37 protein-coding genes are annotated in these 22,648 nt (G+C 34.6%); 35 read left to right on the plus strand and 2 right to left on the minus strand.

Annotation, left to right across the window (positions count from 1 at the left end; translation table 11 throughout):
- Positions 1-2 precede the first annotated feature (2 nt).
- The 33 genes from tuf (at position 3) to OZD64_RS02350 (ending at position 19,398) form a co-directional block, all read left to right on the plus strand.
- Positions 3-1,163, plus strand: coding sequence for an elongation factor Tu (tuf, locus tag OZD64_RS02190; RefSeq protein ID WP_274999225.1), 1,161 nt, complete (start codon positions 3-5; stop codon positions 1,161-1,163).
- Positions 1,164-1,177: 14 nt separating this feature from the next.
- Complete coding sequence (gene rpsJ / locus OZD64_RS02195; RefSeq protein ID WP_012673184.1) at positions 1,178-1,498, plus strand: 30S ribosomal protein S10; 321 nt, start codon at positions 1,178-1,180, stop codon at positions 1,496-1,498.
- A 9-nt stretch (positions 1,499-1,507) separates the two neighbouring features.
- Positions 1,508-2,230 carry a 50S ribosomal protein L3 gene (gene rplC / locus OZD64_RS02200; protein WP_274999226.1) on the plus strand — a complete coding sequence of 241 codons (723 nt, stop codon included), beginning with the start codon at positions 1,508-1,510 and terminating at the stop codon, positions 2,228-2,230.
- 2 nt (positions 2,231-2,232) lie between these two features.
- The gene (rplD, locus tag OZD64_RS02205; RefSeq protein WP_012673183.1) at positions 2,233-2,847 is read left to right on the plus strand and encodes a 50S ribosomal protein L4; all 615 of its coding nucleotides are present in this window, start codon (positions 2,233-2,235) and stop codon (positions 2,845-2,847) included.
- Complete coding sequence (locus OZD64_RS02210) at positions 2,844-3,131, plus strand: 50S ribosomal protein L23 (protein WP_274999227.1); 288 nt, start codon at positions 2,844-2,846, stop codon at positions 3,129-3,131. Before rplD ends, OZD64_RS02210 begins: the two co-directional genes overlap by 4 nt.
- Position 3,132: 1 nt before the next feature.
- A complete protein-coding gene (rplB, locus tag OZD64_RS02215) occupies positions 3,133-3,957 on the plus strand; it encodes a 50S ribosomal protein L2 (RefSeq protein WP_015589143.1) in 825 nt (274 codons plus the stop codon).
- A gap of 3 nt (positions 3,958-3,960) precedes the next feature.
- Positions 3,961-4,245 carry a 30S ribosomal protein S19 gene (gene rpsS, locus OZD64_RS02220; protein ID WP_038198941.1) on the plus strand — a complete coding sequence of 95 codons (285 nt, stop codon included), beginning with the start codon at positions 3,961-3,963 and terminating at the stop codon, positions 4,243-4,245.
- Positions 4,246-4,250: 5 nt separating this feature from the next.
- Positions 4,251-4,598 (plus strand): 50S ribosomal protein L22, encoded by a 348-nt coding sequence (gene rplV, locus OZD64_RS02225; RefSeq protein ID WP_007549821.1) that lies wholly within the window; start codon positions 4,251-4,253, stop codon positions 4,596-4,598.
- 39 nt (positions 4,599-4,637) lie between these two features.
- Complete coding sequence (rpsC, locus tag OZD64_RS02230; protein ID WP_038198938.1) at positions 4,638-5,252, plus strand: 30S ribosomal protein S3; 615 nt, start codon at positions 4,638-4,640, stop codon at positions 5,250-5,252.
- Positions 5,253-5,266: 14 nt separating this feature from the next.
- Positions 5,267-5,680 carry a 50S ribosomal protein L16 gene (gene rplP / locus OZD64_RS02235; RefSeq protein ID WP_010962752.1) on the plus strand — a complete coding sequence of 138 codons (414 nt, stop codon included), beginning with the start codon at positions 5,267-5,269 and terminating at the stop codon, positions 5,678-5,680.
- An 11-nt stretch (positions 5,681-5,691) separates the two neighbouring features.
- Complete coding sequence (rpmC, locus tag OZD64_RS02240; RefSeq protein ID WP_006279350.1) at positions 5,692-5,895, plus strand: 50S ribosomal protein L29; 204 nt, start codon at positions 5,692-5,694, stop codon at positions 5,893-5,895.
- Positions 5,888-6,124, plus strand: coding sequence for a 30S ribosomal protein S17 (gene rpsQ / locus OZD64_RS02245; RefSeq protein WP_007549925.1), 237 nt, complete (start codon positions 5,888-5,890; stop codon positions 6,122-6,124). The genes rpmC and rpsQ overlap by 8 nt, the downstream gene beginning before the upstream one ends.
- Positions 6,125-6,137: 13 nt before the next feature.
- Complete coding sequence (rplN, locus tag OZD64_RS02250; RefSeq protein ID WP_006279348.1) at positions 6,138-6,497, plus strand: 50S ribosomal protein L14; 360 nt, start codon at positions 6,138-6,140, stop codon at positions 6,495-6,497.
- Positions 6,497-6,814, plus strand: a complete 318-nt coding sequence (gene rplX / locus OZD64_RS02255) for a 50S ribosomal protein L24 (RefSeq protein WP_006279347.1) — start codon at positions 6,497-6,499, stop codon at positions 6,812-6,814. The genes rplN and rplX overlap by 1 nt, the downstream gene beginning before the upstream one ends.
- A gap of 6 nt (positions 6,815-6,820) precedes the next feature.
- On the plus strand, positions 6,821-7,354 hold the full coding sequence (rplE, locus tag OZD64_RS02260) for a 50S ribosomal protein L5 (RefSeq protein WP_010962750.1): 534 nt from the start codon (positions 6,821-6,823) through the stop codon (positions 7,352-7,354).
- 16 nt (positions 7,355-7,370) lie between these two features.
- Positions 7,371-7,679, plus strand: a complete 309-nt coding sequence (rpsN, locus tag OZD64_RS02265; RefSeq protein WP_006279345.1) for a 30S ribosomal protein S14 — start codon at positions 7,371-7,373, stop codon at positions 7,677-7,679.
- A gap of 21 nt (positions 7,680-7,700) precedes the next feature.
- A complete protein-coding gene (gene rpsH / locus OZD64_RS02270) occupies positions 7,701-8,096 on the plus strand; it encodes a 30S ribosomal protein S8 (RefSeq protein WP_007551150.1) in 396 nt (131 codons plus the stop codon).
- Between the two features lie 16 nt (positions 8,097-8,112).
- Positions 8,113-8,658 carry a 50S ribosomal protein L6 gene (gene rplF, locus OZD64_RS02275; protein ID WP_007551152.1) on the plus strand — a complete coding sequence of 182 codons (546 nt, stop codon included), beginning with the start codon at positions 8,113-8,115 and terminating at the stop codon, positions 8,656-8,658.
- A gap of 5 nt (positions 8,659-8,663) precedes the next feature.
- On the plus strand, positions 8,664-9,035 hold the full coding sequence (gene rplR / locus OZD64_RS02280) for a 50S ribosomal protein L18 (RefSeq protein WP_006279867.1): 372 nt from the start codon (positions 8,664-8,666) through the stop codon (positions 9,033-9,035).
- A gap of 12 nt (positions 9,036-9,047) precedes the next feature.
- Positions 9,048-9,560 carry a 30S ribosomal protein S5 gene (gene rpsE / locus OZD64_RS02285; RefSeq protein ID WP_010962748.1) on the plus strand — a complete coding sequence of 171 codons (513 nt, stop codon included), beginning with the start codon at positions 9,048-9,050 and terminating at the stop codon, positions 9,558-9,560.
- A 3-nt stretch (positions 9,561-9,563) separates the two neighbouring features.
- Positions 9,564-10,034: a 50S ribosomal protein L15 gene (rplO, locus tag OZD64_RS02290; protein ID WP_006279863.1), complete on the plus strand. Its 471-nt coding sequence runs from the start codon at positions 9,564-9,566 to the stop codon at positions 10,032-10,034.
- 3 nt (positions 10,035-10,037) lie between these two features.
- Positions 10,038-11,366 (plus strand): preprotein translocase subunit SecY, encoded by a 1,329-nt coding sequence (secY, locus tag OZD64_RS02295; RefSeq protein ID WP_010962747.1) that lies wholly within the window; start codon positions 10,038-10,040, stop codon positions 11,364-11,366.
- The gene (locus tag OZD64_RS02300) at positions 11,363-12,004 is read left to right on the plus strand and encodes an adenylate kinase family protein (protein WP_007550178.1); all 642 of its coding nucleotides are present in this window, start codon (positions 11,363-11,365) and stop codon (positions 12,002-12,004) included. The genes secY and OZD64_RS02300 overlap by 4 nt, the downstream gene beginning before the upstream one ends.
- A gap of 59 nt (positions 12,005-12,063) precedes the next feature.
- A complete protein-coding gene (rpsM, locus tag OZD64_RS02305) occupies positions 12,064-12,432 on the plus strand; it encodes a 30S ribosomal protein S13 (protein WP_010962745.1) in 369 nt (122 codons plus the stop codon).
- Between the two features lie 24 nt (positions 12,433-12,456).
- Positions 12,457-12,843, plus strand: coding sequence for a 30S ribosomal protein S11 (gene rpsK / locus OZD64_RS02310; protein WP_038198932.1), 387 nt, complete (start codon positions 12,457-12,459; stop codon positions 12,841-12,843).
- 21 nt (positions 12,844-12,864) lie between these two features.
- Entirely contained in the window at positions 12,865-13,932 is a 1,068-nt protein-coding gene (locus OZD64_RS02315) for a DNA-directed RNA polymerase subunit alpha (protein WP_274999229.1), read from the plus strand.
- 7 nt (positions 13,933-13,939) lie between these two features.
- Entirely contained in the window at positions 13,940-14,368 is a 429-nt protein-coding gene (gene rplQ, locus OZD64_RS02320) for a 50S ribosomal protein L17 (RefSeq protein ID WP_007550873.1), read from the plus strand.
- Positions 14,369-14,391: 23 nt separating this feature from the next.
- Positions 14,392-14,742, plus strand: coding sequence for a YraN family protein (locus tag OZD64_RS02325; RefSeq protein ID WP_012673177.1), 351 nt, complete (start codon positions 14,392-14,394; stop codon positions 14,740-14,742).
- Positions 14,743-14,783: 41 nt separating this feature from the next.
- The gene (gene atpH / locus OZD64_RS02330) at positions 14,784-15,344 is read left to right on the plus strand and encodes an ATP synthase F1 subunit delta (RefSeq protein ID WP_010962742.1); all 561 of its coding nucleotides are present in this window, start codon (positions 14,784-14,786) and stop codon (positions 15,342-15,344) included.
- Complete coding sequence (atpA, locus tag OZD64_RS02335) at positions 15,341-16,882, plus strand: F0F1 ATP synthase subunit alpha (RefSeq protein WP_038198926.1); 1,542 nt, start codon at positions 15,341-15,343, stop codon at positions 16,880-16,882. The genes atpH and atpA overlap by 4 nt, the downstream gene beginning before the upstream one ends.
- A 9-nt stretch (positions 16,883-16,891) precedes the next feature.
- Positions 16,892-17,386 (plus strand): transcription elongation factor GreA, encoded by a 495-nt coding sequence (gene greA / locus OZD64_RS02340; protein WP_010962740.1) that lies wholly within the window; start codon positions 16,892-16,894, stop codon positions 17,384-17,386.
- Positions 17,387-17,392: 6 nt separating this feature from the next.
- Positions 17,393-18,046 (plus strand): 3,4-dihydroxy-2-butanone-4-phosphate synthase, encoded by a 654-nt coding sequence (ribB, locus tag OZD64_RS02345; RefSeq protein ID WP_038198925.1) that lies wholly within the window; start codon positions 17,393-17,395, stop codon positions 18,044-18,046.
- Between the two features lie 71 nt (positions 18,047-18,117).
- Positions 18,118-19,398 carry a M48 family metalloprotease gene (locus tag OZD64_RS02350; protein WP_182282544.1) on the plus strand — a complete coding sequence of 427 codons (1,281 nt, stop codon included), beginning with the start codon at positions 18,118-18,120 and terminating at the stop codon, positions 19,396-19,398.
- Between the two features lie 21 nt (positions 19,399-19,419).
- On the opposite strand, the gene OZD64_RS02355 is transcribed toward OZD64_RS02350, so the two are convergent.
- Together OZD64_RS02355 and fabG are read right to left on the minus strand one after the other, a co-directional pair.
- Positions 19,420-19,755, minus strand: a complete 336-nt coding sequence (locus OZD64_RS02355; RefSeq protein WP_070356877.1) for a TrbC/VirB2 family protein — start codon at positions 19,753-19,755, stop codon at positions 19,420-19,422.
- Between the two features lie 95 nt (positions 19,756-19,850).
- Positions 19,851-20,585, minus strand: a complete 735-nt coding sequence (gene fabG, locus OZD64_RS02360) for a 3-oxoacyl-[acyl-carrier-protein] reductase (RefSeq protein WP_010962736.1) — start codon at positions 20,583-20,585, stop codon at positions 19,851-19,853.
- A gap of 265 nt (positions 20,586-20,850) precedes the next feature.
- On the opposite strand from fabG, the gene OZD64_RS02365 reads away from it, so the two are divergent.
- Together OZD64_RS02365 and OZD64_RS02370 are read left to right on the plus strand one after the other, a co-directional pair.
- A complete protein-coding gene (locus tag OZD64_RS02365; RefSeq protein WP_010962735.1) occupies positions 20,851-22,371 on the plus strand; it encodes an HlyD family type I secretion periplasmic adaptor subunit in 1,521 nt (506 codons plus the stop codon).
- A 142-nt stretch (positions 22,372-22,513) separates the two neighbouring features.
- Positions 22,514-22,648, plus strand: a 135-nt coding sequence (locus OZD64_RS02370; RefSeq protein ID WP_187470060.1) for a transposase, incomplete at its 3' end; no start/stop codon positions are given.

The raw sequence follows: 22,648 nt of genomic DNA on the forward strand, positions 1-22,648 counted from the left end.
TAGTGGAAGCATTTGGAAAGCCGCATGTAAATGTGGGAACAATAGGACATGTGGATCATGGGAAGACGACGTTAACAGCGGCGATAACGAAGCATTATGGAAATTTTGTAGCGTACGATCAGATAGACAAAGCGCCAGAAGAAAGGAAGAGGGGGATAACGATAGCAACAGCGCATGTTGAGTATCAGACAGAGAAAAGGCATTATGCACACGTTGATTGTCCTGGACACGCTGACTATGTAAAGAACATGATAGTAGGTGCAGCACAGATGGATGCGGCGATATTGGTAGTGTCGGGGGTTGATGGGCCAATGCCACAAACGAGAGAGCATATATTGCTGGCGAAGCAGGTAGATGTTGGATATATCGTGGTGTATATAAATAAAGCTGATGTTGCTGATGCTGATATGATAGATTTAGTAGAAATGGAAGTGAGGGAATTACTGAGTAAATACGGATTTCCAGGGGATGAAGTGCCTGTGGTGGTTGGTTCAGCGCTCAAGGCGCTGGAGGATGACAGCAGCGAATATGGAAAGAAATCAATAGATAAATTGATGGAAAAGTTAGATGAATATGTAGCGGTTCCACCAAGGCCTGTGGATTTACCATTTTTATTGCCAATCGAAGATGTATTTTCGATATCGGGGCGAGGAACAGTGGTAACAGGAAGAATAGAGAAGGGAGAGATAAAGACGGGAGAAGAGATAGAGATAATAGGTCTGAAAGCGACGCAAAAGACGATATGCACAGGTGTTGAGATGTTTAAGAAGTTGCTGGATAAGGGAAGTGCAGGACTCAATGTAGGAATATTGTTAAGAGGAACAAAAAGAGAAGAAGTGGAGAGAGGGCAAGTATTAGCGAAACCGGGGACGATAACACCGCATAGAAAGTTTAAGGCGGAGGTTTATATATTAAAGAAAGAGGAAGGAGGAAGGCATACACCATTTTTTGCGAATTACCAGCCACAGTTTTATTTAAGGACAACGGATGTAACTGGGAGCATAAAATTGCTAGATGGGAAGGAGATGGTAATGCCAGGAGATAATGTGAGTGTAGAAGTAGAATTGCAAGTACCGATAGCAATGGATAAGGGATTGCGTTTTGCGATAAGAGAAGGCGGTAGAACTGTTGGTTCTGGTGTTGTTTCTGAAATTTTGGAGTGAGTGTAGTAACTAAGATGAAGCAAGATATATATATTAACATTAAGGCTTTCGATTGTTCTTTATTGGAGGAGTGTGTTCGAAAATTTGTTGATGAATTAAAGCGGTCCAGTGCAAAATTATCTGGTCCGATTGCGTTGCCAAGGAAAGATTCTAAATTTATTGTTAATAGATCTCCTCACGTTGATAAAAAATCTCGTGAACAGTTTGAAATGAGAACTTCTAGGCGTTTGATTGTTTTACATGATCTTACTCCTACTATGATGCAGATGCTTACAGGTTTATCTTTTTCTGCTGGCGTAGAAGTGGATTTAAAAGTCAAGGAAGTTAAGGTTTAGGAGAAGGAAATGAAGAGAATAAATTCGCTGAGGAGAATTGGTTTACTAATGATGAATATTGGTCATACTGCTATGTATTCTGACAATAGTTGCATGGCTGTAACTTTATTGCATCTCAGCGAAACTCATATTATTGATATAAAAGGACAAGATAAATGTGGCTATAATTCAGTCATTTTAGGCACAGGAGATTTTAAAAATATAGCAAAACCTCAGTTGGAATATTTAAAGAAAAAGGGTATAAATAATAAATGTAAGTTATACGAAAGTAGATTAAATGACCTGTCGGGAATAGAATGTGGTAAAAAAGTGGGAATCAATCATTTTGTGGTTGGTCAATATCTTGATATTACGGGTTATTCTATAGGTAAAGGATTTGCTGGTGTGATGAAGCGGCATAATTTCAGTGGGCTTAGGGCATCTCATGGTGTTTCTATTGCTCACAGATCACAAGGTTCCACTGGCCAATGTCAGGATCCTGGTAGAGTATTCAAAGGAAAGAAAATGGCTGGTCATTTAGGTAACAGCAGGATAACTGCACAAAATATGAAGATATTATCCATTGATCATGAAAATAGTATAATTGCTGTGAAGGGTAATAATGTTCCTGGGTTTAAAAATTCCTATGTTTTTGTAAGAGATGCAGTTAAAAAATCTTTACATAAAGATGTTCCTTTTCCGGTAGGTTTACTGTTAGATGTAAATGATGATGCTAGTAATTTGGTAAGTTAGTTATGGAATGTAATTTAGTTAATCTATCTAATGATAATGTAGGTACTGCTCAGCTCAATCCTTTGATATTTTCTGCTAAGCAAAAATTGAGTATTTTGCATGATATAGTGAGATGGCAATTAGCGAAGAGAAGAGCTGGTACTCATAAAACAAAAGGTATTAGTGATGTCTCTGGTACAACAGCTAAACCTTATGGTCAAAAACGTACCGGTAGGGCAAGACAAGGGAGCTTGCGATCTCCTCAATTTAGAGGTGGTGGGATTATTTTCGGCCCTGTTGTGAGGAGTCATACTTATTCTCTTAATAAGAAGGTACGCAAATTTGGTTTAAAAATTGCTTTATCTCTAAAGTATTTAAATAATCAAGTAATTATTCTGGATAATTTAAATATTGATGTGAAGAAAACGTCTGAAATGTGTAAATGTATTAAAAATTTTAAATTTTCTTCCTTTTTGATAGTTGGTGATTATGGAGATGATTTGTTGCGTGCGGCTAAAAACTTGCACTATGTAGACTTAATCAAACCTATTGGGTTAAATGTTTTTGATATATTGAATCACGAATGCGTGATGTTGACAAAGGATACTTTAAAGCATCTTGAAGGTAGATTGTTATGATCAAATATAATAATATAATAAAATCTTCTATAACTACAGAAAAGGCCTCTTTTTTGAGGGAGAAGTTTAATAAATATTCTTTGTATGTTTTTGTAAATGTAAATAAGCGTCAAATAAAGTTGGCAATAGAGTCTCTATTTGATGTTAAAATTTCTTCTATAAATGTTGTTAGAATTAAGCCTAAATATAGGCGTTTTAGGGGTGTGGTTGGTTGTGAAAAACAGAAAAAGAAAGTTTATTTTTCTTTGATGGATGGTCAAAAATTAGATATAATGAGCGTTTAGTATGGGTATGAAATTTTTTAATCCTGTTACTCCGTCTTCTCGTGGGACTGTGTTAGTAAGTAAAGTTGGTTTATCAAAAGATGAGCCAGAAAAGTCTCTTACATCCGGTAAAAAGTCCAGTGGTGGAAGAAATAATCATGGTAGAATTACAACTCGTCATAGGGGTGGTGGTCACAAAAAGAAGTATAGAGTGATAGATTTTAAGCGTAATAGAAGTGGTCAAGGTATAGTTGAAAAAATAGAGTATGACCCAAATAGAAGTGGGTTTTTGGCGTTAATATCATATAAGGAAGATGATATTAAGTCTTATATATTAGCTCCTCAAGGTATGAAGCCAGGTGATGTTGTTACAGCTGGGAATGATGCTGATATTTTGCCAGGGAATTGTTTACTACTCAAGCATATACCTGTTGGTTCTTTCGTTCATAATGTTGAGCTGAAGCCAGGTAATGGTGCTGCGATTGCTAGAGCTGCTGGTTGTTATGCACAAATCGTTGGTCGTGATGGCCAATATGTTTTATTACGACTCAGGTCTGGTCAAATTAGGTTGATTTTATCTTCTTGCAAGGCTACTATTGGTGTAGTATCTAACCCTGACCATAAGAATAGAAAGTTGGGTAAAGCTGGGAGAAGTAGGTGGCTTGGGATTAGACCTACTGTACGTGGAGTTGCAATGAATCCAGTTGACCATCCTCATGGAGGCGGGGAAGGAAAAACCTCTGGTGGTCGTCATCCTGTTACTCCTTGGGGTGTTGCAACAAAAGGAAAGAAAACTCGAAGGAGAAATAAATCTAGTGATAAGTATATAAAACAATTGAAAGGTTAGTTTATGAGTAGATCTGCATGGAAGCCTCCTTTTTGTCATCCTTCTATATTAAAGTCGGTGAATAATGCTTTAAACAAGGGGTTTGTTAACATGGCTATAAAAGTTCATTCCAGGGCTTCTGTAATTCTTCCTAATTGTTTAGGTTTAAAGTTTACTGTTTATAATGGTAAGGATTACATTCCTGTGAATGTTAATGATCAGAATATGATAGGTCATAAGTTTGGTGAGTTTTCACCCACTCGTAAATTTACTGGGCATAGTGGTGATAAAAAGGCGACAAGAAGGTAATTGATATGAAAAACAGAGATGTAATAGTTAAAGCTGGTTCTAGGGTTTTAAAATCAACTCCTCGTAAATTGAATTTGGTTGCTGGTTTAGTACGTAATAAAAAAGTTTCTTTTGCCACTGTGCAATTAAGATTTTGTGAAAAGAAAGCTGCAGGTCTTATAAGGAAGGTATTAAATTCTGCGATTGCTAATGCTCAAAATTATGGATTGGATATCGATAATTTATATATAAAAGAAATTTTAATAGGTAAGTCTCTTACTTTGCGTAGGGTATGTCCAAAAGCTATGGGTAGAGCTAATAGAGTTAGTAAACGTTATAGTAATATAACTGTAAAATTGGGGGAAATTATATGATTCATAAAAATAGAAAATTAATAAGGAAAGTGCAAAAATATGGGAAACGTTAATCCTAAAGGATTTAGGTTAAAAATAATTAATACTTGGTCATCTATTTGGTATGCTGAGAAGGGTTATAAACAAGGGTTGCATCAAGATTTATCTATTCGCAGTTATATAAATGAATCTTTTAAGCATGCTGGTGTTTCTAAAGTAATTATAGAGCGTACGATCGATTTGGTATCTGTAATAATACATTCTTCTAGACCTGGAGTGATAATAGGTAAGAAAGGCTCGGATATTGAGAAGATAAAGCAAAAGATAGCTGAAAAAGTAAAAAATAATGTGGAAGTGAATGTAGTAGGGGTTAAAAGGTCTGAAATAGATGCAGTTTTAATATCAAACAGCATTGCACAGCAGTTAGAAAAAAGGGGTCCATTTAGAAGAGCGATGAAAAAAGCTATTCAAAGTTGTTTGAGGATGGGTGCTAGAGGTATTAAAGTAAGTTGTTCTGGGCGCCTTGGCGGAGCTGAGATAGCTCGTACTGAGTGGTATAAAGAAGGCCGTTTGCCTTTGCATACTTTACGTGCTAATATAGATTATGCTTTTGCTGAAGCAAAAACTATATATGGCATCATAGGAGTTAAGGTCTGGGTTTATATTGGTAACTAATTAGGTATATTGAAATGTTTATTCCTAAAAAAAGTAAATATAAAAAAGTATTTAAAGGACGAATTAAGGGTAACACGAAGGGTGGTAGCACATTATCTTTTGGAGATTATGGTCTAAAGGCTATGGAAGCAGGTAGGATTCAATCTAAGCATATTGAAACTGCAAGGCGTGTAATATCTAGAACATTAAAACGCTCTGGTAAAGTGTGGATAAGAATTTTTCCTGATACCCCTGTTAGTAAAAAGCCGGCGGATGTGCGTATGGGTAAAGGGAAAGGTAGTGTTGAGTTTTGGGTATTTAAAGCTAAGCCCGGTAGAATGTTGTTTGAAATTAGCAGTGATGTTCCCATGCATTTAGCAAGATTGGCGCTTGAAAAGGCAACTGCTAAGCTTCCTATGAAGTGTAAATTTGTATCTAATCATAATTAAATGGAGTTGCAATGGATATAGCTGACATTGAATCGAGGTCCTCGCAAGAATTGCATGAAATTCTTGTGAATTTGAGAAAAGAGTTTGTTAATTTGGTTTTTCAAAAGAAGCTGGGCCAGTGCAACAATATTTCGCGTTTTAGCTTAATAAGAAAGAGCATAGCTCGTATTTTAACTACATTAAATAAAAGAAGAAGAGAGGAAAAGAATGCCTAAAAAGGTTTTTTGTGGTACTGTAACTAAGGCTAAGTGTGATAAGACTGTAAAGGTTTCGGTATTACAAGTGTATAAGGATGAGCTGTATAAAAAGGTTATAAAAAAATACAAGAAGTATACAGCACATGATGAGAATAATAGTTGTAAAGAAGGGGACAAGGTTTTAATACAAGAACACAAGCCTATTTCTACTACTAAAAAATGGGTTATTGTTAATAGCTCACATTGAATAGGATATTTATATGATTCAAAAAAATACATTGTTGGAAGTAGCTGATAATTCTGGCGCGCGTGCAGTGCTTTGTATTGGTTTATTGGGTGGTAGAAAGTCTGCATCTATAGGTGACACAGTTATTGTATCTACTAAATCTATTACTCCAAGAGGGAAAGTTGAGAAGGGAAAAGTATATAGAGCAGTTGTGGTGAGGGTGAAAAGCCCTATTAGGAAATCTGATGGTTCTGTAATTCGTTTTTCTAGCAATGCTGTAGTTTTGATTAACGATCAAGGTGAACCACTTGGCACTCGGGTGTTTGGTCCGGTAAAAAAGTTATCATCTGGTTCTTTTATGAAGATAATGTCATTAGCTGTTGAGGTTTTATAATGAGTGCTAAAATAAAAAGTGGTGACGACGTTATAGTTTTAACTGGTAAAGATAAGGGAAAAATTGGTAAGGTAATCAAAGTTATAGCACGTGATGCTAAAAAGAAAGTAATTGTTTCTGGAGTGAATGTGCATAAGAGACATACTAAACCAAAAGCTGGTAGTAGTGGTGGTATATTAAATAAAGAGTTAGCTATTGATATATCCAACGTTGCAACATTGGACCCTAAATATAAAACTCCAACTAGAGTGGGGTTTAAGGTTATAGACGGTAGAAAAGTGCGTTTTGCAAAAGTTTCTGGAGAAGTGATAGATTAGGTTGATATGTTTAAAGAATTGTATAAAGATAGCATAGTAAAGTCCTTGAAGGATAAGTTTAATTACGGCAATATAATGCAAGTGCCTAAACTTGTCAAGGTGTGTATCAATATGGGCGTTGGAGATGCTGCTACAGATAGTAAAGCAATAAATGAACCACTTGATAGCCTATATTTGATTGCTGGGCAGAAGCCTTTATCAACTTTTGCAAAAAAATCTATTTCTGGCTTCAAGATCAGAAAAGGTGCTACAGTAGGTTGCAAAGTAACTTTGCGTAGAGATAAAATGTATGAGTTTTTAGAAAGATTGATATATATTGCTTTGCCAAGGGAAAAAGATTTTAGAGGATTTAGTGTGAAGCAATTTGACGGTAATGGTAATTTTTCCTTTGGTATAAAGGAACATATCTCGTTTTTAGAAATAGACTATGATAAAATAAGTAAAATTAGAGGTATGGATATTAATATTATAACAAGTGCAGTTAGTGATAAGGAAGCAAAGGAATTATTACTGGCTCTTAAATTTCCTTTTTTTGATTAATTGAGAGGAGAAATATATGGCAAAAAAATCTATGATAGAAAGAAATCTTCGCAGAATAAAGTTGTGCGATCAATATAAAGAAAAAAGAGAAAAATTGAAATCTATAATAAATAATAAGAATTTGTCTATTGTAGAAAGGTTTACAGCTCAAAATAAATTAATTAAAAAATTGCCTAGAAATTCTTCTAAAACCAAAATTAGAAATAGGTGTGCTTTAACTGGGAGACCAAGAGGAGTATATAGAAAATTTGGTTTATGTAGAATTGTTTTGCGTGATTTATGTTCTTTTGGGCAAATTCCAGGAGTTACAAAGTCTAGTTGGTAAATATAATATAAGGAGTATATTGTGGCGTTATCTGATAGTATTGGTGATTTTTTAACAAGGATACGTAATGCTCAATTGGCAATGCATAGGGCAACAAGGGTACTATTTTCTAAGATGAATTCTTCTATATTGGAGATTTTAAAAGAGGAAGGGTATATCCTTGATTATGAAAAGCAAGTTGTAGATAACTTACCTTCTTTCATTGTAAAATTGAAGTATTATGAGAAGTCACCTGTAATTAGTGACATAGTTAGGGTGTCAAAGCCTGGTTGTCGTCGTTATTCTAAGTATAAGGACATTTCTAAAGCATATAATGGTCTTGGTATTTTTATTATATCGACACCCAAAGGAGTGATGACTGATTATAATGCACATAAATTAAAGGTTGGTGGAGAAGTTTTGTGTCGTGTGTTTTAAATAATAGGAGAAATTCATGTCTCGTATAGGTGCTGCTCCTATCAATATTCCTGCTGGTGTTTCAGTTGAATATAATAATGGTAGTATGTTAATAAAGAGTGCTAAGGCTGAAAAGGAAGTTAGCTTGATCAGGGATGTTGTGTGTCAGATTATTGATAATCAGCTATTGCTTTCTGTTGATCAAGATAAAGATAATTATGATAAAATAAAGCCTATGTGGGGCACTTATAGGAGTAATATTAATAATATCATTAACGGCATGGTTGATGGTTTTTCTGTTAATCTTGAGATTAACGGTGTGGGATATAAGGCAGAGTGTGATGGTAAGTATTTGACTTTATATCTTGGTTATAGCCATAATGTTAAATATAAAGTGCCTAAAGATGTTGAGATTAAGTGCATAAAGCCAACTCACTTAGTAGTTAGTGGTATGGATAAGCAGAAGGTCTATATGGTGGCGTCTGATATATGCAAAATTAGAAAATATGATCCTTATAAAGGTAAGGGTGTTGTAATAAAAGGCAAATTTATGCTGCGTAAGGTTGTAAGTAAAAAGAAGTAATAAAAATGAAAAGATCGTATAATTTTTTAAGTAATTCTGAAAAAAGGAAGTTACGTAATAGAGCGAAGCTTGACAAGAGCGCTGAACGTTTACGTATATCCATATTTAAATCTAATAGGCATTTTTATGTCCAGTTAATTAATGATGTAAAAGGAATAACTCTCACTTCAGCTTCTACTTTGGATGCTAAAATTAAGGATGTATGTAAAGGGAAAGTCAACGCTGAAACTATAAAACAGGTTTCTTCTTTAATGGTTGAGCGTCTGTCTGGCATGAAATTAGAGCAGCAGCTTACGTTTGATCGTGGAGCGTATAAATACACAGGATTAGTTTCTCAATTTGCTGAGGCTTTAAGAAGTTCTGGATTTGAATTTTAGAAGGTTTTGAATATGGCTATAAAGAATTTACAAAATAATAATGATTTATCAGAGCTTTTAGTTTCGGTACGAAGAGTGACAACGGTTACCAAAGGTGGTAGAAGATTTTCATTTTCAATTTTGGTTGTTGTTGGCGATGAGAAGGGTAGGGTAGGGTGTGGAATAGGTAAGCACGCAGAAGTTGCTGAAGCAAGAGTCAAAGCTGTAAATGCTGCAAAGAAATCAATGATTAGAGTGTACTTGCGTGAAGGTAGAACTTTGCATCATGATATTAAAGCTAAATTTTGTTCTGGTGAGATAGTTTTAAGAACCGCAAGAGCCGGAACAGGTATTATTGCTGGTGGAGCGATTAGATCAGTTTTTGAGGTGTTAGGTATAAAGGATGTGGTAGCTAAATCCACTAGATCAAATAATCCTCATAACGTTATATGTGCGGTGTTTAAGGCTTTTGATAGTATGTTATCTCCTCGTCAGGTAGCAAGCAAAAGAGGCAAAAAGATTAGCGAGATAGTTGGAAACAGGTAAAGTATGAATAATGCTGTAAAATTAAACTCTATATTTACTAAATTATCTAAGAAAAAGAAGCCTAAGTTGCTGGGTAGAGGTATCGGTTGTGGTAAAGGTAAAACATCCGGTAGAGGGCATAAAGGGCAGAAGGCTAGAAGTGGAGTTTCTATAAATGGTTTTGAGGGTGGACAACAGTCTATATATACTCGTTTGCCTAAAAGAGGTTTTAAGCCTATACGTAGGAGCATATACTCTATAATTAATGTTGGCGATATACAGCGCTTAATGGAAGCTAAAAAAATAGTGAAAGACTCTGTTATAGATAAGGAGAGGCTGTATAAATTAGGTTTTATAAAGTCTATTAAGGATAAAATTAAACTTCTTAATAAAGGTAAGTTGAGCGAAAAATTTGTGTTTCATGTTGATTTTGCGTCAGAAGCTGCAAAAAAATCTGTAGCTTCAGTTGGTGGTAGTGTGGAAATACTATCGTAAGTCATGGGCAATAAATCAGCATTTAATAGCTTGGATCCTACGTTGTTATATAAAGGCGATTTATTAAAGCGTATATTTTTTACGCTAATAGCTTTAATTTGCTATCGCTTGGGTACTTATGTGCCTATTCCTGGAATTAATCTTGATGTAATTAATGATATATTTCCCAAAGATGGCTCAGGCGTTTTTGGAGTATTTAATTTATTTTCTGGTGGTGCATTGGCTAGAATGACAATTCTAGCATTGAACGTTATGCCATATATAATGGCTTCTATCATTATTCAGTTACTTTCTTCTGCGATTAAAGGAATGAAGGAAGTTAAGAATGATGGAGAGTCAGGCCGTAGAAAGATGAATTCTTATATACGCTATCTGACCATAGTAATTTGTGTATTTCAATCAATTCCAATTTTGGTTGGATTGGAAGGGATGAATAGGGAAGGGGTATTGGTTGTAATCGAACCTGGTGTTATGTTTCGTACAATAGGTGTTTTCAGCCTTTTAGGTGGAACTATGCTTTTAATATGGCTTGGTGAACGAATCAGCGCTAGCGGTATAGGCAATGGTATCTCATTAATCATTTTCACGGGTATAATATCAGAGTTACACAGCGCTTTGTCATCTTTGTTAACGTTAAATAAAAACGGTAGCGTATCGTTATTTATTATCCTTTTTGTTTTGGTATTGTTTTTTTTGCTGCTACTCTTAGTCATTTTTGTAGAGTCTTCTTATAGAAAGGTTATTGTTCAACATCCTAAAAAGCAATTTAAAAGATTACATAATGACGATTTTACTTATATTCCATTGAAGATTAATTTATCTGGTGTAGTACCAACCATTTTTGCTAATGCAATTTTATTGACACCTATTTCAATTGCAAATTTCTATAAGGGGCACGCTTTTTCTGATTTTATTTTAAATTACTTTATGGCAAATAAAGTAGTATATATTGTAGCCTATTTGGTGCTGATAGTATTTTTTAATTTTTTCTATACCAATTTTATATTTAATCCAGAGGAAAACGCAGATTTTCTTAAAAAAAATGGTGGTTTTATACCTGGTAGAAGGCCTGGGAAACATACTTCTGATTACCTTCAAGATATAGTTTTTAAGTTGACATTCATTGGCTCTGCGTATTTGGTAGTCATATGTACTGTACCTGAAGTTATGAGATATTATTATGATATACCATTTATTTTTGGTGGGACGAGCTTACTGATTATAGTGAACGTTATTACTGATACTATTATGCAAATACAATCTTATATTTTTTCAAATAGGTACGACAACTGGATAAAGAAATATGAGTCTAAAACGAGGAAAGTAAGATGATCATTACGATTTTTGGTCCTCCAGGTTCTGGTAAAGGTACTCAGTCAAGCTTGTTAATAGCAAAATATAATTTAAAATTAATTTCAGTAGGGGATTTATTAAGGAATATTATATCTAGCAGTAGTGAGTTAGGTAAAAAAATAAAGGGTACCGTGGAATCTGGTAATTTAATTCAAGATGAAATTATATGTGGATTATTACGTGACCAGCTTGCATTAGTGGATGATAATTGCTTATTAGATGGTTTTCCGAGAAATTTAAACCAGGCTCATTTCTTGACTCAAGTTTTGCAAGAAAAATATAATAGGGATGTTGACATTGTAGTTGAGCTGCAGCTTGACGATAATATTGCAATCGATAGGTTAAAAAATCGTCTCGCGTGTTTGGACTGTAAAAGCATATATAGTGTATCTTCTTTTAAGAGTACTACTTGTGCTAAATGTAAAAGTACGAGGTTAGAGAAAAGAATTGATGATGCTGATATGTCTGCAATTAATAAGAGAATAAGTGAATATCACCTTCAAATGAAAGGTTTACGCGAGTATTATAAAGGCAAATTATTAACAATTGACGCTAATTTGAGTGTTGATGAGGTAACGCAAGAGATTGAAAGTAAAATTTCTTGTAATTTGGTTTGACTCTGAGTTGTTTTATGGTATAAATTAAGAGTTGTTATTAATAAAGTATCGAGGTACCAGTGGCACGTATTGCAGGCATCAATATTCCAGTGAGGAAATGTGTTCCTTTTGCATTAACTTATATATATGGTATAGGTATTGCTACTGCGAATGTAATTTGTCACGCTTGCGAAGTTGATAAGCGCAAACGTGTTTCAGAATTACGAGATGAAGATATAGAAAAGATCAGCGGTTTCATTAGACAAAATTATGTTATAGAAGGTGAGCTCAGAAAAGAAGTGGCTATGAACATAAAATCTTTAGTGGAAATGGGATGCTATAGAGGGGTGAGACATAGAAAAGGTTTACCTGTGAGAGGGCAAAGGACTCATACTAATGCTAAGACTCGTAAAGGTAGATCTCGGTTGCCTATTGCTGGGAAAAAATAAAATTTATTATTATTGTGAGTTTTAATGAAAAAAGTCAAAACGGTTAGTAAGAGTAAGAAGGAGTTTATTACTGGTGTTGTCCATATTCGTGCAACTTTTAATAATACTTTTGTAAATGTAACTGATGTTCATGGTAATACGCTATGTCAAACTTCTGTGGGTTCATGTGGTTTTTCAGGTTCGAGAAAATCCACACCTTATGCTGCAGGTAAGGCTGCGGAGTCTGCTGCGAAGAACGCAATGGAGAGATTTGGTATGAAGGTTGTCTCTGTAATAATTCGCGGCCCTGGCTTTGGTACCGAAGCTGCGGTTAAAGCACTTCAGAGCTGTGGGTTGACTGTGACTTCAATTGCAGATAAAACCGCAATTCCTCATAATGGGTGCAGGTTAAGAAAAAAAAGAAGAGTATAGGATATTTGAAAAGGTTGTTTTATGTATTATAATAATGATGTTTCTCTCTGTAGCAATTTAGATAAATTGATTAAACCTAGTTCAGTTAAGGTAATATCAGATGATTCAAGTGAAAAAAGTGATATAGTGCTAGAACCGTTGGAAAGTGGTTTTGCTTTAACATTAGGCAATGCATTAAGACGTGTAATGTTATCTTCTCTTAAAGGTAGTGCTGTTTATGGAATAAAAATTGAAGGTGTAACTCATGAGTTCACTTCAATTCAAGGGGTGAGAGAAGACGTAACTGATATAGTATTAAATATGGGTATGTTGAGGTGTAAATTAAATGGTGCTTCTAATAAATGCTTAAATTTAAACGCTAAAGGGCCTTGCCAGGTATTAGCTGGGATGATAGAAACTGATGATCAATGCTCTATTGTTAATAAAGATTTGTTAATATGTACGCTGGGGCAAAATGTGGAGCTTAACATGACCATATATGTGGCTAGCGGAAAAGGTTATCTTCCTGTAACTAAATATAAAGAAAATGAACTTTTGAAGCTTATGAGTGAACAGGATTTAATTGGTTTTATTCCAGTTAATGCTTTGTATAGCCCTGTCAACAGGGTTTCGTACAGGGTAGAGAACAGTCGTGTTGGCCAAGTGACTGATAAGGATAAGCTGATATTGTCAATTGAAACTGATGGTACAATTTCTCCGAGTCAAGCTGTTGACTCTGCTGCAAGAATATTACAGGAGCAACTTCAGCCCTTTATTAGTTCTGATGTAAGTTATAAAAAATCGCAGGTTTCTTCGTCTAGTGGTGCTAAAGATTTGGGTTATGACCCTGTCTTATTGCGTAAGGTAGATGAAATGGAATTATCTGTCAGGTCTCATAACTGTCTGAAAAACGAAAACATCACTTATATAGGTGATCTTGTACAAAAGACAGAAGGTCAAATGTTAAGAACTGCGAATTTTGGCAGAAAGTCTTTGAATGAGATTAAGGCAGTTTTGACTAATTTTGGCTTGTCTTTGGGTATGAATGTGCTAAACTGGCCACCTAAGGATATAGATGAGTTGGCTAAACAACATAATGATGAAGATTAGGTGATATATGAAACATGGAATAAAAAAACGTAAACTATCTCGTTGTACTGAACATAGATTATCGACGTTAAAGAATCTATCTATCTCATTAATTAACCATGAGCAGATTGTAACTACTTTACCAAAAGCTAAGGAACTTCGTCCATATGTCGAAAAGTTTATTACAATTGCTAAGAATAAGAATACTTTACATGGTAGAAGACTTTTGCTTTCACGCCTTCATAATAGTAAGTTAGCAGTTGATAAGTTATTAAACGTCTTAGCCAGCCGTTATCAAGATCGTAAAGGTGGGTATTCTAGAATAATAAAATTTAGCACTCGAAAGGGTGATTGCGCTTCAATGGCAGTGATAGAACTGGTTGATAGGGATATTGCAGCAAGAGGTAAGGTTTATAGTAAAAATAAAGAAGGAGGCAAAGTAGTTACACAAAGTTAATTGTTATCATAATTGTTCTTCTTGTGGTAAGTAGGTTACGCTACTTTGTAGGTTACTTTGGCGAGTTATTAGTTTTAGTATATTTAAAACTGAAATGGTATAATGTTATAAAACGCCGTTACCGTTGTAAGTTCGGTGAAATTGACTTAATTGTATCTAAAAAAAAGGAGCTGATTTTTATAGAAGTTAAAACAAGTTTACTTGGAAAAGAAATACCGATATCTCATCTTCAATGTCAGTCTATTATAAATTCTTCTAAGTATTTCTTAAGTAAAAACCTTAGTTTTTTAGATTATTCAGTCAGATATGATTTATATTTTCTTTCCTTAAAGAGAAGACCTGTTTATATAAAAAATGCTTGGATTGAAGAATGAAAGATTTGTAGCTGAATTAATTTAGATTTACTGGATTTAATATGAAAAAGACCCAATACAATAATTTAGTTTCATCTTACGCTAGAGTGCTATTTCATGTCTCAGGAAGCAGGTTAGGTATTATAAGGAAAGAAGTAGAATTTTTGTTGGCTTTTTTTAAGGATCAACGTGATGTTTTTGTGTACCTATCTCATCCTATGATTTCTTTTGCACACAAAAAAGAAGTGATGCTTTCTATAAATGAGCACTTGAGTGAGAATTTAGTAAAATTTATTATGGTTATATTTGCAAATAAACGCTCTAGTTTATTGATCCTTATATTAGAAAAATTCTTAAGTCTTGCAAGAGAAAATGAAAATGAATTCGAAATTACTATAAAGTCAGCAGAAACTTTAAAGGAATCTGATATAAAAATAATTACTGAATCTTTGAGCTTTCTTGGTAAAATAATAAAAGTAAGCAATGTGGTTGACCCTTCTATACTAGGTGGCTTCGTAGTTAGGTATGGTTTTAATTTGATCGATGCTTCGCTAAAAAGTTACTTGGATAGGTTAGTTGACTTAAGTAAAATGGAAATATTAAAAGTAAGGAATTTTGTATGAAGAACAGTATGAATGTTTCTGAGATAGCAAGTATAATAAGAGAAAAGGTTGAGACGTTTGATAATCCTATAAAGCGGGAAAATATAGGTGAAGTAATTTCAGTAACAGATGGTATCGCATTGGTTTATGGGCTGGAAAAAGCAAAATTCGGTGAAAAGGTATTTTTTGCAAGTGGTGTAGAAGGAATAGTTCTCGATTTAGATCATAATACGGCTGGAATAGTTGTGCTTGGTAATGACCGTGATGTGAAAGAAGGGGACGTTGTAAAATGTAGTGGTGATGTTGTGCAGGTGCCTGTAGGGCATGAATTGTTAGGGAGAGTTGTAAATGCGTTGGGCCATCCTATGGACGACGGTGGGGAAATTAGAGCCAAAAACAGAATGGATATAGAATCTAAAGCGCCAGGCATTATTGATCGTAAGTCTGTGCATGAGCCACTGCAAACAGGAATTAAAATTATAGATTTGCTAATTCCAATAGGTAGAGGGCAGCGTGAATTAATTATTGGTGATAGACAAATTGGTAAAACTACTATTGCGCTTGATACTATTATCAATCAGAAGAAGATTAACGATGAGGTAAACGAAAATCAAAAAGTTTACTGTGTTTATGTTGCTATTGGGCAAAAAATTTCAACAGTAGCAAAAGTGGTAAATAAGCTGAAAGAAAGCGGAGCATTAGAGTATACAACTGTAGTTGTGGCTAGTGCATCTGACTGCGCGCCTATGCAATTTTTAGCACCTTATGCTGGTTGCACTATTGGGGAATTTTTCCGTGACAATGGAATGCATTGTTTGATTATATATGATGATTTATCTAAGCATGCTGTGGCATATAGGCAGATGTCTTTATTGCTCAGACGTCCTCCTGGTCGTGAAGCTTACCCTGGAGATATATTCTATGTACATTCTCGCTTGCTTGAAAGAGCTGCTAAAATGTCTGATAAAAAAGGGCAGGGTTCTTTAACTGCTTTGCCAATTGTCGAAACTCAAGCTGGTGATGTATCCGCATATGTGCCAACAAATGTTATTTCAATTACCGATGGGCAGATCTTTCTTGAGTCTGAATTATTTTATAAAGGATTTCGACCTGCAGTAAATATAGGTTTGTCGGTTTCACGGGTTGGTTCTGCTGCACAATTAAAGTCTGTGAAAAAAGTTGCTGGTTCTATAAAGCTAAGCTTAGCTCAGTATAGAGAATTAGAAGATTTTGCAAAATTTGGTTCTGATCTTGATGCTAGTGTTCAATTATCCTTGAATAAGGGTAAATATCTTGTTGAGTTATTAAAGCAAAAACAACATTTACCTATGTCAATAGAAGAGCAAGTAGTGCTGATGTATATTTTTTCTAACCTGTATAATCAGTTAAGTAAAATACAAATAAGTAACGTTAATAAATTTGAACATGATCTTGTTAATTATTTTCGTACTGTACACCCTGGGGTTTTAAAAAAGTTGTCAAATGACATGAATGGTGATATAAAAGGTGATATTTTTAATATTGTGAGTAATTTTGTTACTCAATTTAATTGCGTTTAGGTGGTAATTATGGCTTCATCTATTATTAATAAATTTCCTATGACGAGGGAAGGTTTTGAGAATATGCAAGCCGAACTTGAAAAATTAAAGGAAGAAAAGCCTTCTGTTATACAAGCTATTTCTGATGCTCGTGATCAAGGTGATTTGTCTGAAAACGCAGAGTATCATGCTGCACGGGAAAGGTTAGGTTTTATTGAAGGCCGTATAATGGAGATAGAAAGTAAGCTCTCGCATGCGGAAGTAATAGAAGTAAAAAATTTGTCTGGTGATTCAGTAATATTTGGTGCAACTGTGACATTAAGAATGTTAAGTGATAATAACGGTGAAGTGGAATATGTTTATAAGGTTGTAGGCGAATATGAAGCTGATGTTTCAAAGCAGTTAATATCTACTAGTTCACCACTCGGGAGTGCCTTAATCGGCAAAAAAGTCGGTGAGTATGTGGAAGTGACAGTGCCAAATGGAGAGAAATTGTATAAAATAGTTAAGATTGAATTTAAGTAAATTATTATGGTACAGGCCACTTATGCTTCAATGAGTCTACCCGGTATTTCTTCTGTGGAAGATGTATTAGAGGATGCTCGTTCCGGTAAATTGTTCATTTTAGTTGATGATGAAAGTAGAGAGAATGAAGGTGATTTGGTTGTCTTAGCTGAAAAAGTAAAACCAGAACATATGGCTTTTATGGTTAGATACGGTACTGGTATTGTATTTTTAGCTATGACAAAGCTTCATATGAGTAAACTAAATCTTGAGTTTATGAGGAAGAGCAATGTAGATGAAAAGCTTACTCCTCATACTGCATTTACTACGTCAATTGATGCGCGTTATGGCATTACAACAGGTGTTTCTGCTCATGATAGAACGCATACGATACTTACTGCCATTGATGAAAAGAGTACTAAGGACGATATTATTACTCCAGGGCATGTTTTCCCTATTATTGCAAATGAAGGCGGGGTTTTAGCACGCAATGGTCACACTGAAGCAAGTGTTGAAATAGCAAAGTTGGTTGGTCTTAATCATGCAGCTGTAGGGTGTGAATTAGTGAATGATGATGGCTCTATGATGCGCTTACCTCAGTTGCTTAAATTTGCTGAACAACATAAAATTAAGTTAACTACCATCGACAAACTTATCAGTTACGTTAAAAAATTAAACTAGCGTTTATAAATTTGTATAATTTAAGTGTTAAAATATAAAATTCCTGTAAATTATACAAGCACAGAATTTTCATGTTTAGAATTGCTAAGTTTTTGACCTTATTGTTCTTTCTTGCATATTATAATAATGCTTACTCTATTAACATTATTAGAGATAGTGAGGTGGAAGCAATAGTGAAAGAGCTAGCGCAACCTTTATTTTCTGCTGCAGATATTGATCATGATCAAGTGAAAGTTTTTGTAATTAATGACAGTTCGATTAATGCTTTTGTAATTAACAATAACAGTATCTTCATTCATTTAGGGCTTTTACGATATTCGGCTAAACCTTATGTCTTGCTTGGTATATTAGCACATGAGATTGCTCACATATCTGCTGGTCATATATTGCAAATGAGTAGTGCTATGGGTTATTTTCAATCGATAGCAATGATTAGTTATATGGTAGGATTAGTTTCTAGTATTATCATTAACCCTCAGGTTGCTGGTGCAATTTTGCTTAGTGGTGTAGCACTCAGTTCAAGGCTATTTTTTAACTATTCTCAAGAGCAAGAAAGTGTAGCAGATAGCTATGCTTTAAGGTACCTTGATGAATCTGGCTATGATAATTCAGGTATGAAAGAGATTTTTGATTATTTTAAAAGTATTGAGCATGAGAATACCGAGGAATATTTCCGTACTCACCCACTTAGTGAGAAACGTATATTTGCTGTACAGAATTATAAGGTCAAAAACAACGTAAAACCAATTTTTGCGGATAAGTTACTAAAGTTTGAGCGTGTGGTTGCAAAGCTAGACTCTTTCTTTGCTCCTATTCATGTGTTATCTAATAAATATGAAGATAATTCTGAGTATGTAAATGCTATAGTTTGCTATAGGCAAGGAAAGATAGAGGAGGCTATTGCTAAAGTTAATTCATTGATTCAAGAGTCACGCAATGACCCATACCTATATGAATTAAAAGCAGAAATGCTATACAAGGCTGGAAATTTAAGTGAAGCAATAAAAATGTATGAGGAATCGCTTAGGTATTTATCTGAGAAAAACAGTTATTTAGTGAAACTTGCATTATCTCATACTTTATTATTACACGGTGATGCAAAAAAGGCAATTTTTTACCTGGAGCAGATTTTGAATGTAGAACCAAATAACGCTTTTGTCTGGAAATATTTAAGCGTTGCATATAAATGTGACGCTGATACGGCAATGCATTATTTTGCTTTGACAAAAAAGGCTTGTATTGAAGGTGATTTAAAGCAATTTACAAAATATGCTGAGCTAGCTGTTAAAACTTTACCAAAAGATAGCCCTTATTTGTTGCAAGTTGAAGATATGAAGCGATTTAATGGATAACAAAAAAGCATTTCTGTACTTTTATGGGTTTCTCTTTCCACAATTTTCCAACATAGCTTTTGCTTCATCGCTTACATTGGGCATAATTTTCGTTATGATAGTTTTAGCGCCAAAAAATACACCACAGAACATGCCAAGAGCAAAGAGGGCTGGCCACGGCATCCTGCCAAATATTGCAAGCAAAGCTGCACCAATTATTACTACCGTCATAAGTGGACCGCCTATCCCCCAAACATAACCAATAATATTGCATATTACTTTAGTTGTGTCATCCATATCAGGGTCAGCTGCATAACCTGAGAAAGAGAAAAGCAATACTACGCAAAAAACACTAAAAAATTCCATTATAGAGCTCATTTTTTTGCCTCTAAATAATAAATTAACGTAAACCTACACCTACACATATTTTTATTTTAAAGTAAAAATTATAATTTGTCCATACATAAGTGTTGCTACATAAATAACCCACCATTAATGTTAAGCACATGCCCTGTTATATATTTTGCTTCATCACTTGCTAAAAATAAGACCCCTGCTGCTATTTCTTCCCCTGTTCCCATTCTTTTCATTGGAATATTATCTAATATTTTTCCCTTTTGCACTTCATTTAAAACTTCAGTCATTTTAGTATCTATAAACCCAGGAGCAATACAATTTACTGTTATATTACGACTTGCAACTTCTTTTGCTATAGATTTGCTCATAGCTATTATTCCAGCTTTAGACGCTGCATAATTTGCTTGCCCGGCGTTTCCTGTCAGCCCTATTATTGAGGAAATATTTATAATTCTTCCCCAATTATTCTTAATTAGTTTCCTGCATGCTTCTCTACTCAGCTTAAATGTAGAACTCAAGTTAATATCAATTACTTTTTGCCATGTTTCATCTGTCATTCTCAATAATAAACTGTCTTGCGTAATGCCCGCGTTGCATACAAGCCCGTCAAAGCCTTCCATCAACTCACTTGCTCTGTTTACTAGTTGATTTACTTCCTCAGCATTTGATAAATCACAAGGGAGTACGTGCATATTTTTTTCATATTGTTTAGCAACTTCTTCGAGCACTTCTTTTTTTGTGCCAGAAACACATAAAGTTGCTCCGGCTTTGTGCATAATTTTTACAATTGCTTGCCCTATTCCGCCTGATGCACCAGTAATCAGGAACTTTCTGCTTTCCAATCCAAACATAATAACTTTATATTATCTTAATTCCTAACAGAATATTGACTAGTTGGCAATAGATTTCTTACATAATATAAGTAACTCAGATATTCACAAAATAAAGGAAAAGTTATAATAAAGTTAAACGTCAAAAAATTTTAAAAACATAGTTATGCAGGAATTGTTACTAAATAGTTTATTCTGGTGCTCTACAGTCTAAATGGAATGCTTAAATTATAGATTCTTTGTTTTTGTGTGTTATCTTGAGTTAACACAAATTCACAGTAGTATTATGATCAGTAAGTTAAAAAAGCTTAGCACTGGATTTTCTTTGACAGGCTTGATTGGCCATAGTGATAATATAAATATGCAAGGAGCAAAAAATAAAAAGAAGAAGTACCCAAAATTTTTGGATAAGACGTTCGCATTGATTGATGCGATGATAAATTTTATTTTAAAACGTGAAAGTAATAACGTAAATGAAGTTCTGAGAGTAACATGGGGACCACTATTTTTTGGTCTGGTAGTAATACTTATCTTTTTTGGGATAGGTGGTATTTGGTCGGCTATAGCTCCAATTGACGGTGCGGTGCATGCAAGTGGAGAAGTTATTGTATCTTCAAATAGGAAAATAGTTCAACACTTGGGTGGAGGAATAATAAGCAAAATTTTAGTCAAAGAGAGCCAAGCAGTTAAAAAAGATGAGCCTCTAGTTTTGTTGAGTGATGTTAACGAGAAGGCGAATTTAAGTATTATCAAAGAGAAGCTCTTATCATTTTTAGCAACAGAAGCAAGGCTTCTTGCAATCAGAGTAGATTTGGACACGCTCGAGTTTCCTGATGAGGTTAAAAAATTATCTCACGATGAACTTGTAAATAAAGCGATAAAGAATCAAGTAAAGTTGTTCAACTCTCAGAGAAAGAGCATATTGGGAAAAACAGACATACTGCAACAACGTATAAAGCAGTTAAATGATGAATTAGCGGGGCTAAACTTTCAACTAAATGCAGCTCATAAGCAATATGACTTGATAACTGAGGAGTTGGAAACAAAAAGACAATTACTTGATAGTGGCCATATAAGCAAACCACACATTTTAGCTTTAGAAAAGCAGTTTGCTGAAATTGAAGGCAGAGTTGGACATTACCGTTCTGCAATATCTCAAGTGCAGCAAAAAATTGGAGAGAACGAATTAGAAATTATAAACGTGAGAAACGATTCTCAAGAAAGAGCAAACGCTGAACTTAAGGAAGTTAGTACGTCTATTGCAGACTTGAAAGAGAGGCTGATGGTTGCTGAAGATTCATTAGCACGTACAATAATTAAATCGCCTCAAGATGGGATAGTCACAGATATAAGATACCATACTGAAGGTGGTGTTATACAATCTGGAGTTCCGATCATGAGCGTAGTGCCATCGGATGATGACCTAATAATAGATGCTAAAATTCAGACCAGAAACATAGAAGAGGTACTGTCGGCACAAAAGAAAGATAGCAACATAGTCTCTATTGATGGGCTAGAAGGGCTAAAGGTTAAAGTCCGGTTAAGTGCTTACAGTGCACGTCGTTTAAGTTTAATTAGTGGTATAGTAAGCCATATTTCTCCTGACGCTCTTGATGATCCAAGACTAGGGCGTTATTATTCAGTACGTGTAGTGATACCAAAACCAGAGCTTGCTCAGTTTAAAAACGTATACCTATACCCTGGTATGCCAGCAGAAGTGTACATAGTTACTCAATCTCGTACTCTTTTATCATTCTTGTTTACGCCTATAATTGCAACAGTCGATAGGTCTTTTATAGAAAGGTAGCTCACTCGTTAAAGTAGTAGTGAAAGTGCCGTAATAAAATTTAGGTACATAATTAGACAATAGGCTTCTTGACCTTACCCAGAAAAAGTGGAGAGAAAGAAAGGAGTTTTTTCGGGTAAAATAAAATTTTGGAGGATTAGAAATGGCAAGAGAATATACGGCAGAATTCAAATTGGAAGCTGTTAAGCTGGCAAATGAACAAAGAAAGGTAGGTCAACCAGTTGCAAAAGTAGCAAGAGATCTAGGAATAAGGGATAGTGTATTAGGAAAATGGATG

Origin of the sequence: Wolbachia endosymbiont of Drosophila tristis (genome assembly GCF_028981745.1) — a bacterium.
Classification (GTDB): Bacteria; Pseudomonadota; Alphaproteobacteria; order Rickettsiales; family Anaplasmataceae; genus Wolbachia; species Wolbachia pipientis.

Bases quoted from the DNA above. Each gene is read 5' to 3' on its own strand.
- rpsJ (WP_012673184.1), top strand. From the start codon at position 1,178: ATGAAGCAAGATATATATATTAACATTAAGGCTTTCGATTGTTCTTTA.
- secY (WP_010962747.1), top strand. From the start codon at position 10,038: ATGGGCAATAAATCAGCATTTAATAGCTTGGATCCTACGTTGTTATAT.
- rplR (WP_006279867.1), top strand. From the start codon at position 8,664: ATGAAAAGATCGTATAATTTTTTAAGTAATTCTGAAAAAAGGAAGTTA.
- rplF (WP_007551152.1), top strand. From the start codon at position 8,113: ATGTCTCGTATAGGTGCTGCTCCTATCAATATTCCTGCTGGTGTTTCA.
- rpsC (WP_038198938.1), top strand. From the start codon at position 4,638: ATGGGAAACGTTAATCCTAAAGGATTTAGGTTAAAAATAATTAATACT.
- rplV (WP_007549821.1), top strand. From the start codon at position 4,251: ATGAAAAACAGAGATGTAATAGTTAAAGCTGGTTCTAGGGTTTTAAAA.
- OZD64_RS02365 (WP_010962735.1), top strand. From the start codon at position 20,851: ATGATCAGTAAGTTAAAAAAGCTTAGCACTGGATTTTCTTTGACAGGC.
- rplB (WP_015589143.1), top strand. From the start codon at position 3,133: ATGGGTATGAAATTTTTTAATCCTGTTACTCCGTCTTCTCGTGGGACT.
- ribB (WP_038198925.1), top strand. From the start codon at position 17,393: ATGGTACAGGCCACTTATGCTTCAATGAGTCTACCCGGTATTTCTTCT.
- OZD64_RS02300 (WP_007550178.1), top strand. From the start codon at position 11,363: ATGATCATTACGATTTTTGGTCCTCCAGGTTCTGGTAAAGGTACTCAG.
- rplP (WP_010962752.1), top strand. From the start codon at position 5,267: ATGTTTATTCCTAAAAAAAGTAAATATAAAAAAGTATTTAAAGGACGA.
- rplO (WP_006279863.1), top strand. From the start codon at position 9,564: ATGAATAATGCTGTAAAATTAAACTCTATATTTACTAAATTATCTAAG.
- OZD64_RS02315 (WP_274999229.1), top strand. From the start codon at position 12,865: ATGTATTATAATAATGATGTTTCTCTCTGTAGCAATTTAGATAAATTG.
- rplE (WP_010962750.1), top strand. From the start codon at position 6,821: ATGTTTAAAGAATTGTATAAAGATAGCATAGTAAAGTCCTTGAAGGAT.
- OZD64_RS02350 (WP_182282544.1), top strand. From the start codon at position 18,118: ATGTTTAGAATTGCTAAGTTTTTGACCTTATTGTTCTTTCTTGCATAT.
- rplQ (WP_007550873.1), top strand. From the start codon at position 13,940: ATGAAACATGGAATAAAAAAACGTAAACTATCTCGTTGTACTGAACAT.
- rpsS (WP_038198941.1), top strand. From the start codon at position 3,961: ATGAGTAGATCTGCATGGAAGCCTCCTTTTTGTCATCCTTCTATATTA.
- fabG (WP_010962736.1), bottom strand. From the start codon at position 20,585: ATGTTTGGATTGGAAAGCAGAAAGTTCCTGATTACTGGTGCATCAGGC.
- atpA (WP_038198926.1), top strand. From the start codon at position 15,341: ATGAAGAACAGTATGAATGTTTCTGAGATAGCAAGTATAATAAGAGAA.
- atpH (WP_010962742.1), top strand. From the start codon at position 14,784: ATGAAAAAGACCCAATACAATAATTTAGTTTCATCTTACGCTAGAGTG.
- rpmC (WP_006279350.1), top strand. From the start codon at position 5,692: ATGGATATAGCTGACATTGAATCGAGGTCCTCGCAAGAATTGCATGAA.
- OZD64_RS02210 (WP_274999227.1), top strand. From the start codon at position 2,844: ATGATCAAATATAATAATATAATAAAATCTTCTATAACTACAGAAAAG.
- rpsQ (WP_007549925.1), top strand. From the start codon at position 5,888: ATGCCTAAAAAGGTTTTTTGTGGTACTGTAACTAAGGCTAAGTGTGAT.
- rplC (WP_274999226.1), top strand. From the start codon at position 1,508: ATGAAGAGAATAAATTCGCTGAGGAGAATTGGTTTACTAATGATGAAT.
- rplD (WP_012673183.1), top strand. From the start codon at position 2,233: ATGGAATGTAATTTAGTTAATCTATCTAATGATAATGTAGGTACTGCT.
- rplX (WP_006279347.1), top strand. From the start codon at position 6,497: ATGAGTGCTAAAATAAAAAGTGGTGACGACGTTATAGTTTTAACTGGT.
- OZD64_RS02355 (WP_070356877.1), bottom strand. From the start codon at position 19,755: ATGAGCTCTATAATGGAATTTTTTAGTGTTTTTTGCGTAGTATTGCTT.
- rpsN (WP_006279345.1), top strand. From the start codon at position 7,371: ATGGCAAAAAAATCTATGATAGAAAGAAATCTTCGCAGAATAAAGTTG.
- greA (WP_010962740.1), top strand. From the start codon at position 16,892: ATGGCTTCATCTATTATTAATAAATTTCCTATGACGAGGGAAGGTTTT.
- rplN (WP_006279348.1), top strand. From the start codon at position 6,138: ATGATTCAAAAAAATACATTGTTGGAAGTAGCTGATAATTCTGGCGCG.
- rpsE (WP_010962748.1), top strand. From the start codon at position 9,048: ATGGCTATAAAGAATTTACAAAATAATAATGATTTATCAGAGCTTTTA.
- rpsK (WP_038198932.1), top strand. From the start codon at position 12,457: ATGAAAAAAGTCAAAACGGTTAGTAAGAGTAAGAAGGAGTTTATTACT.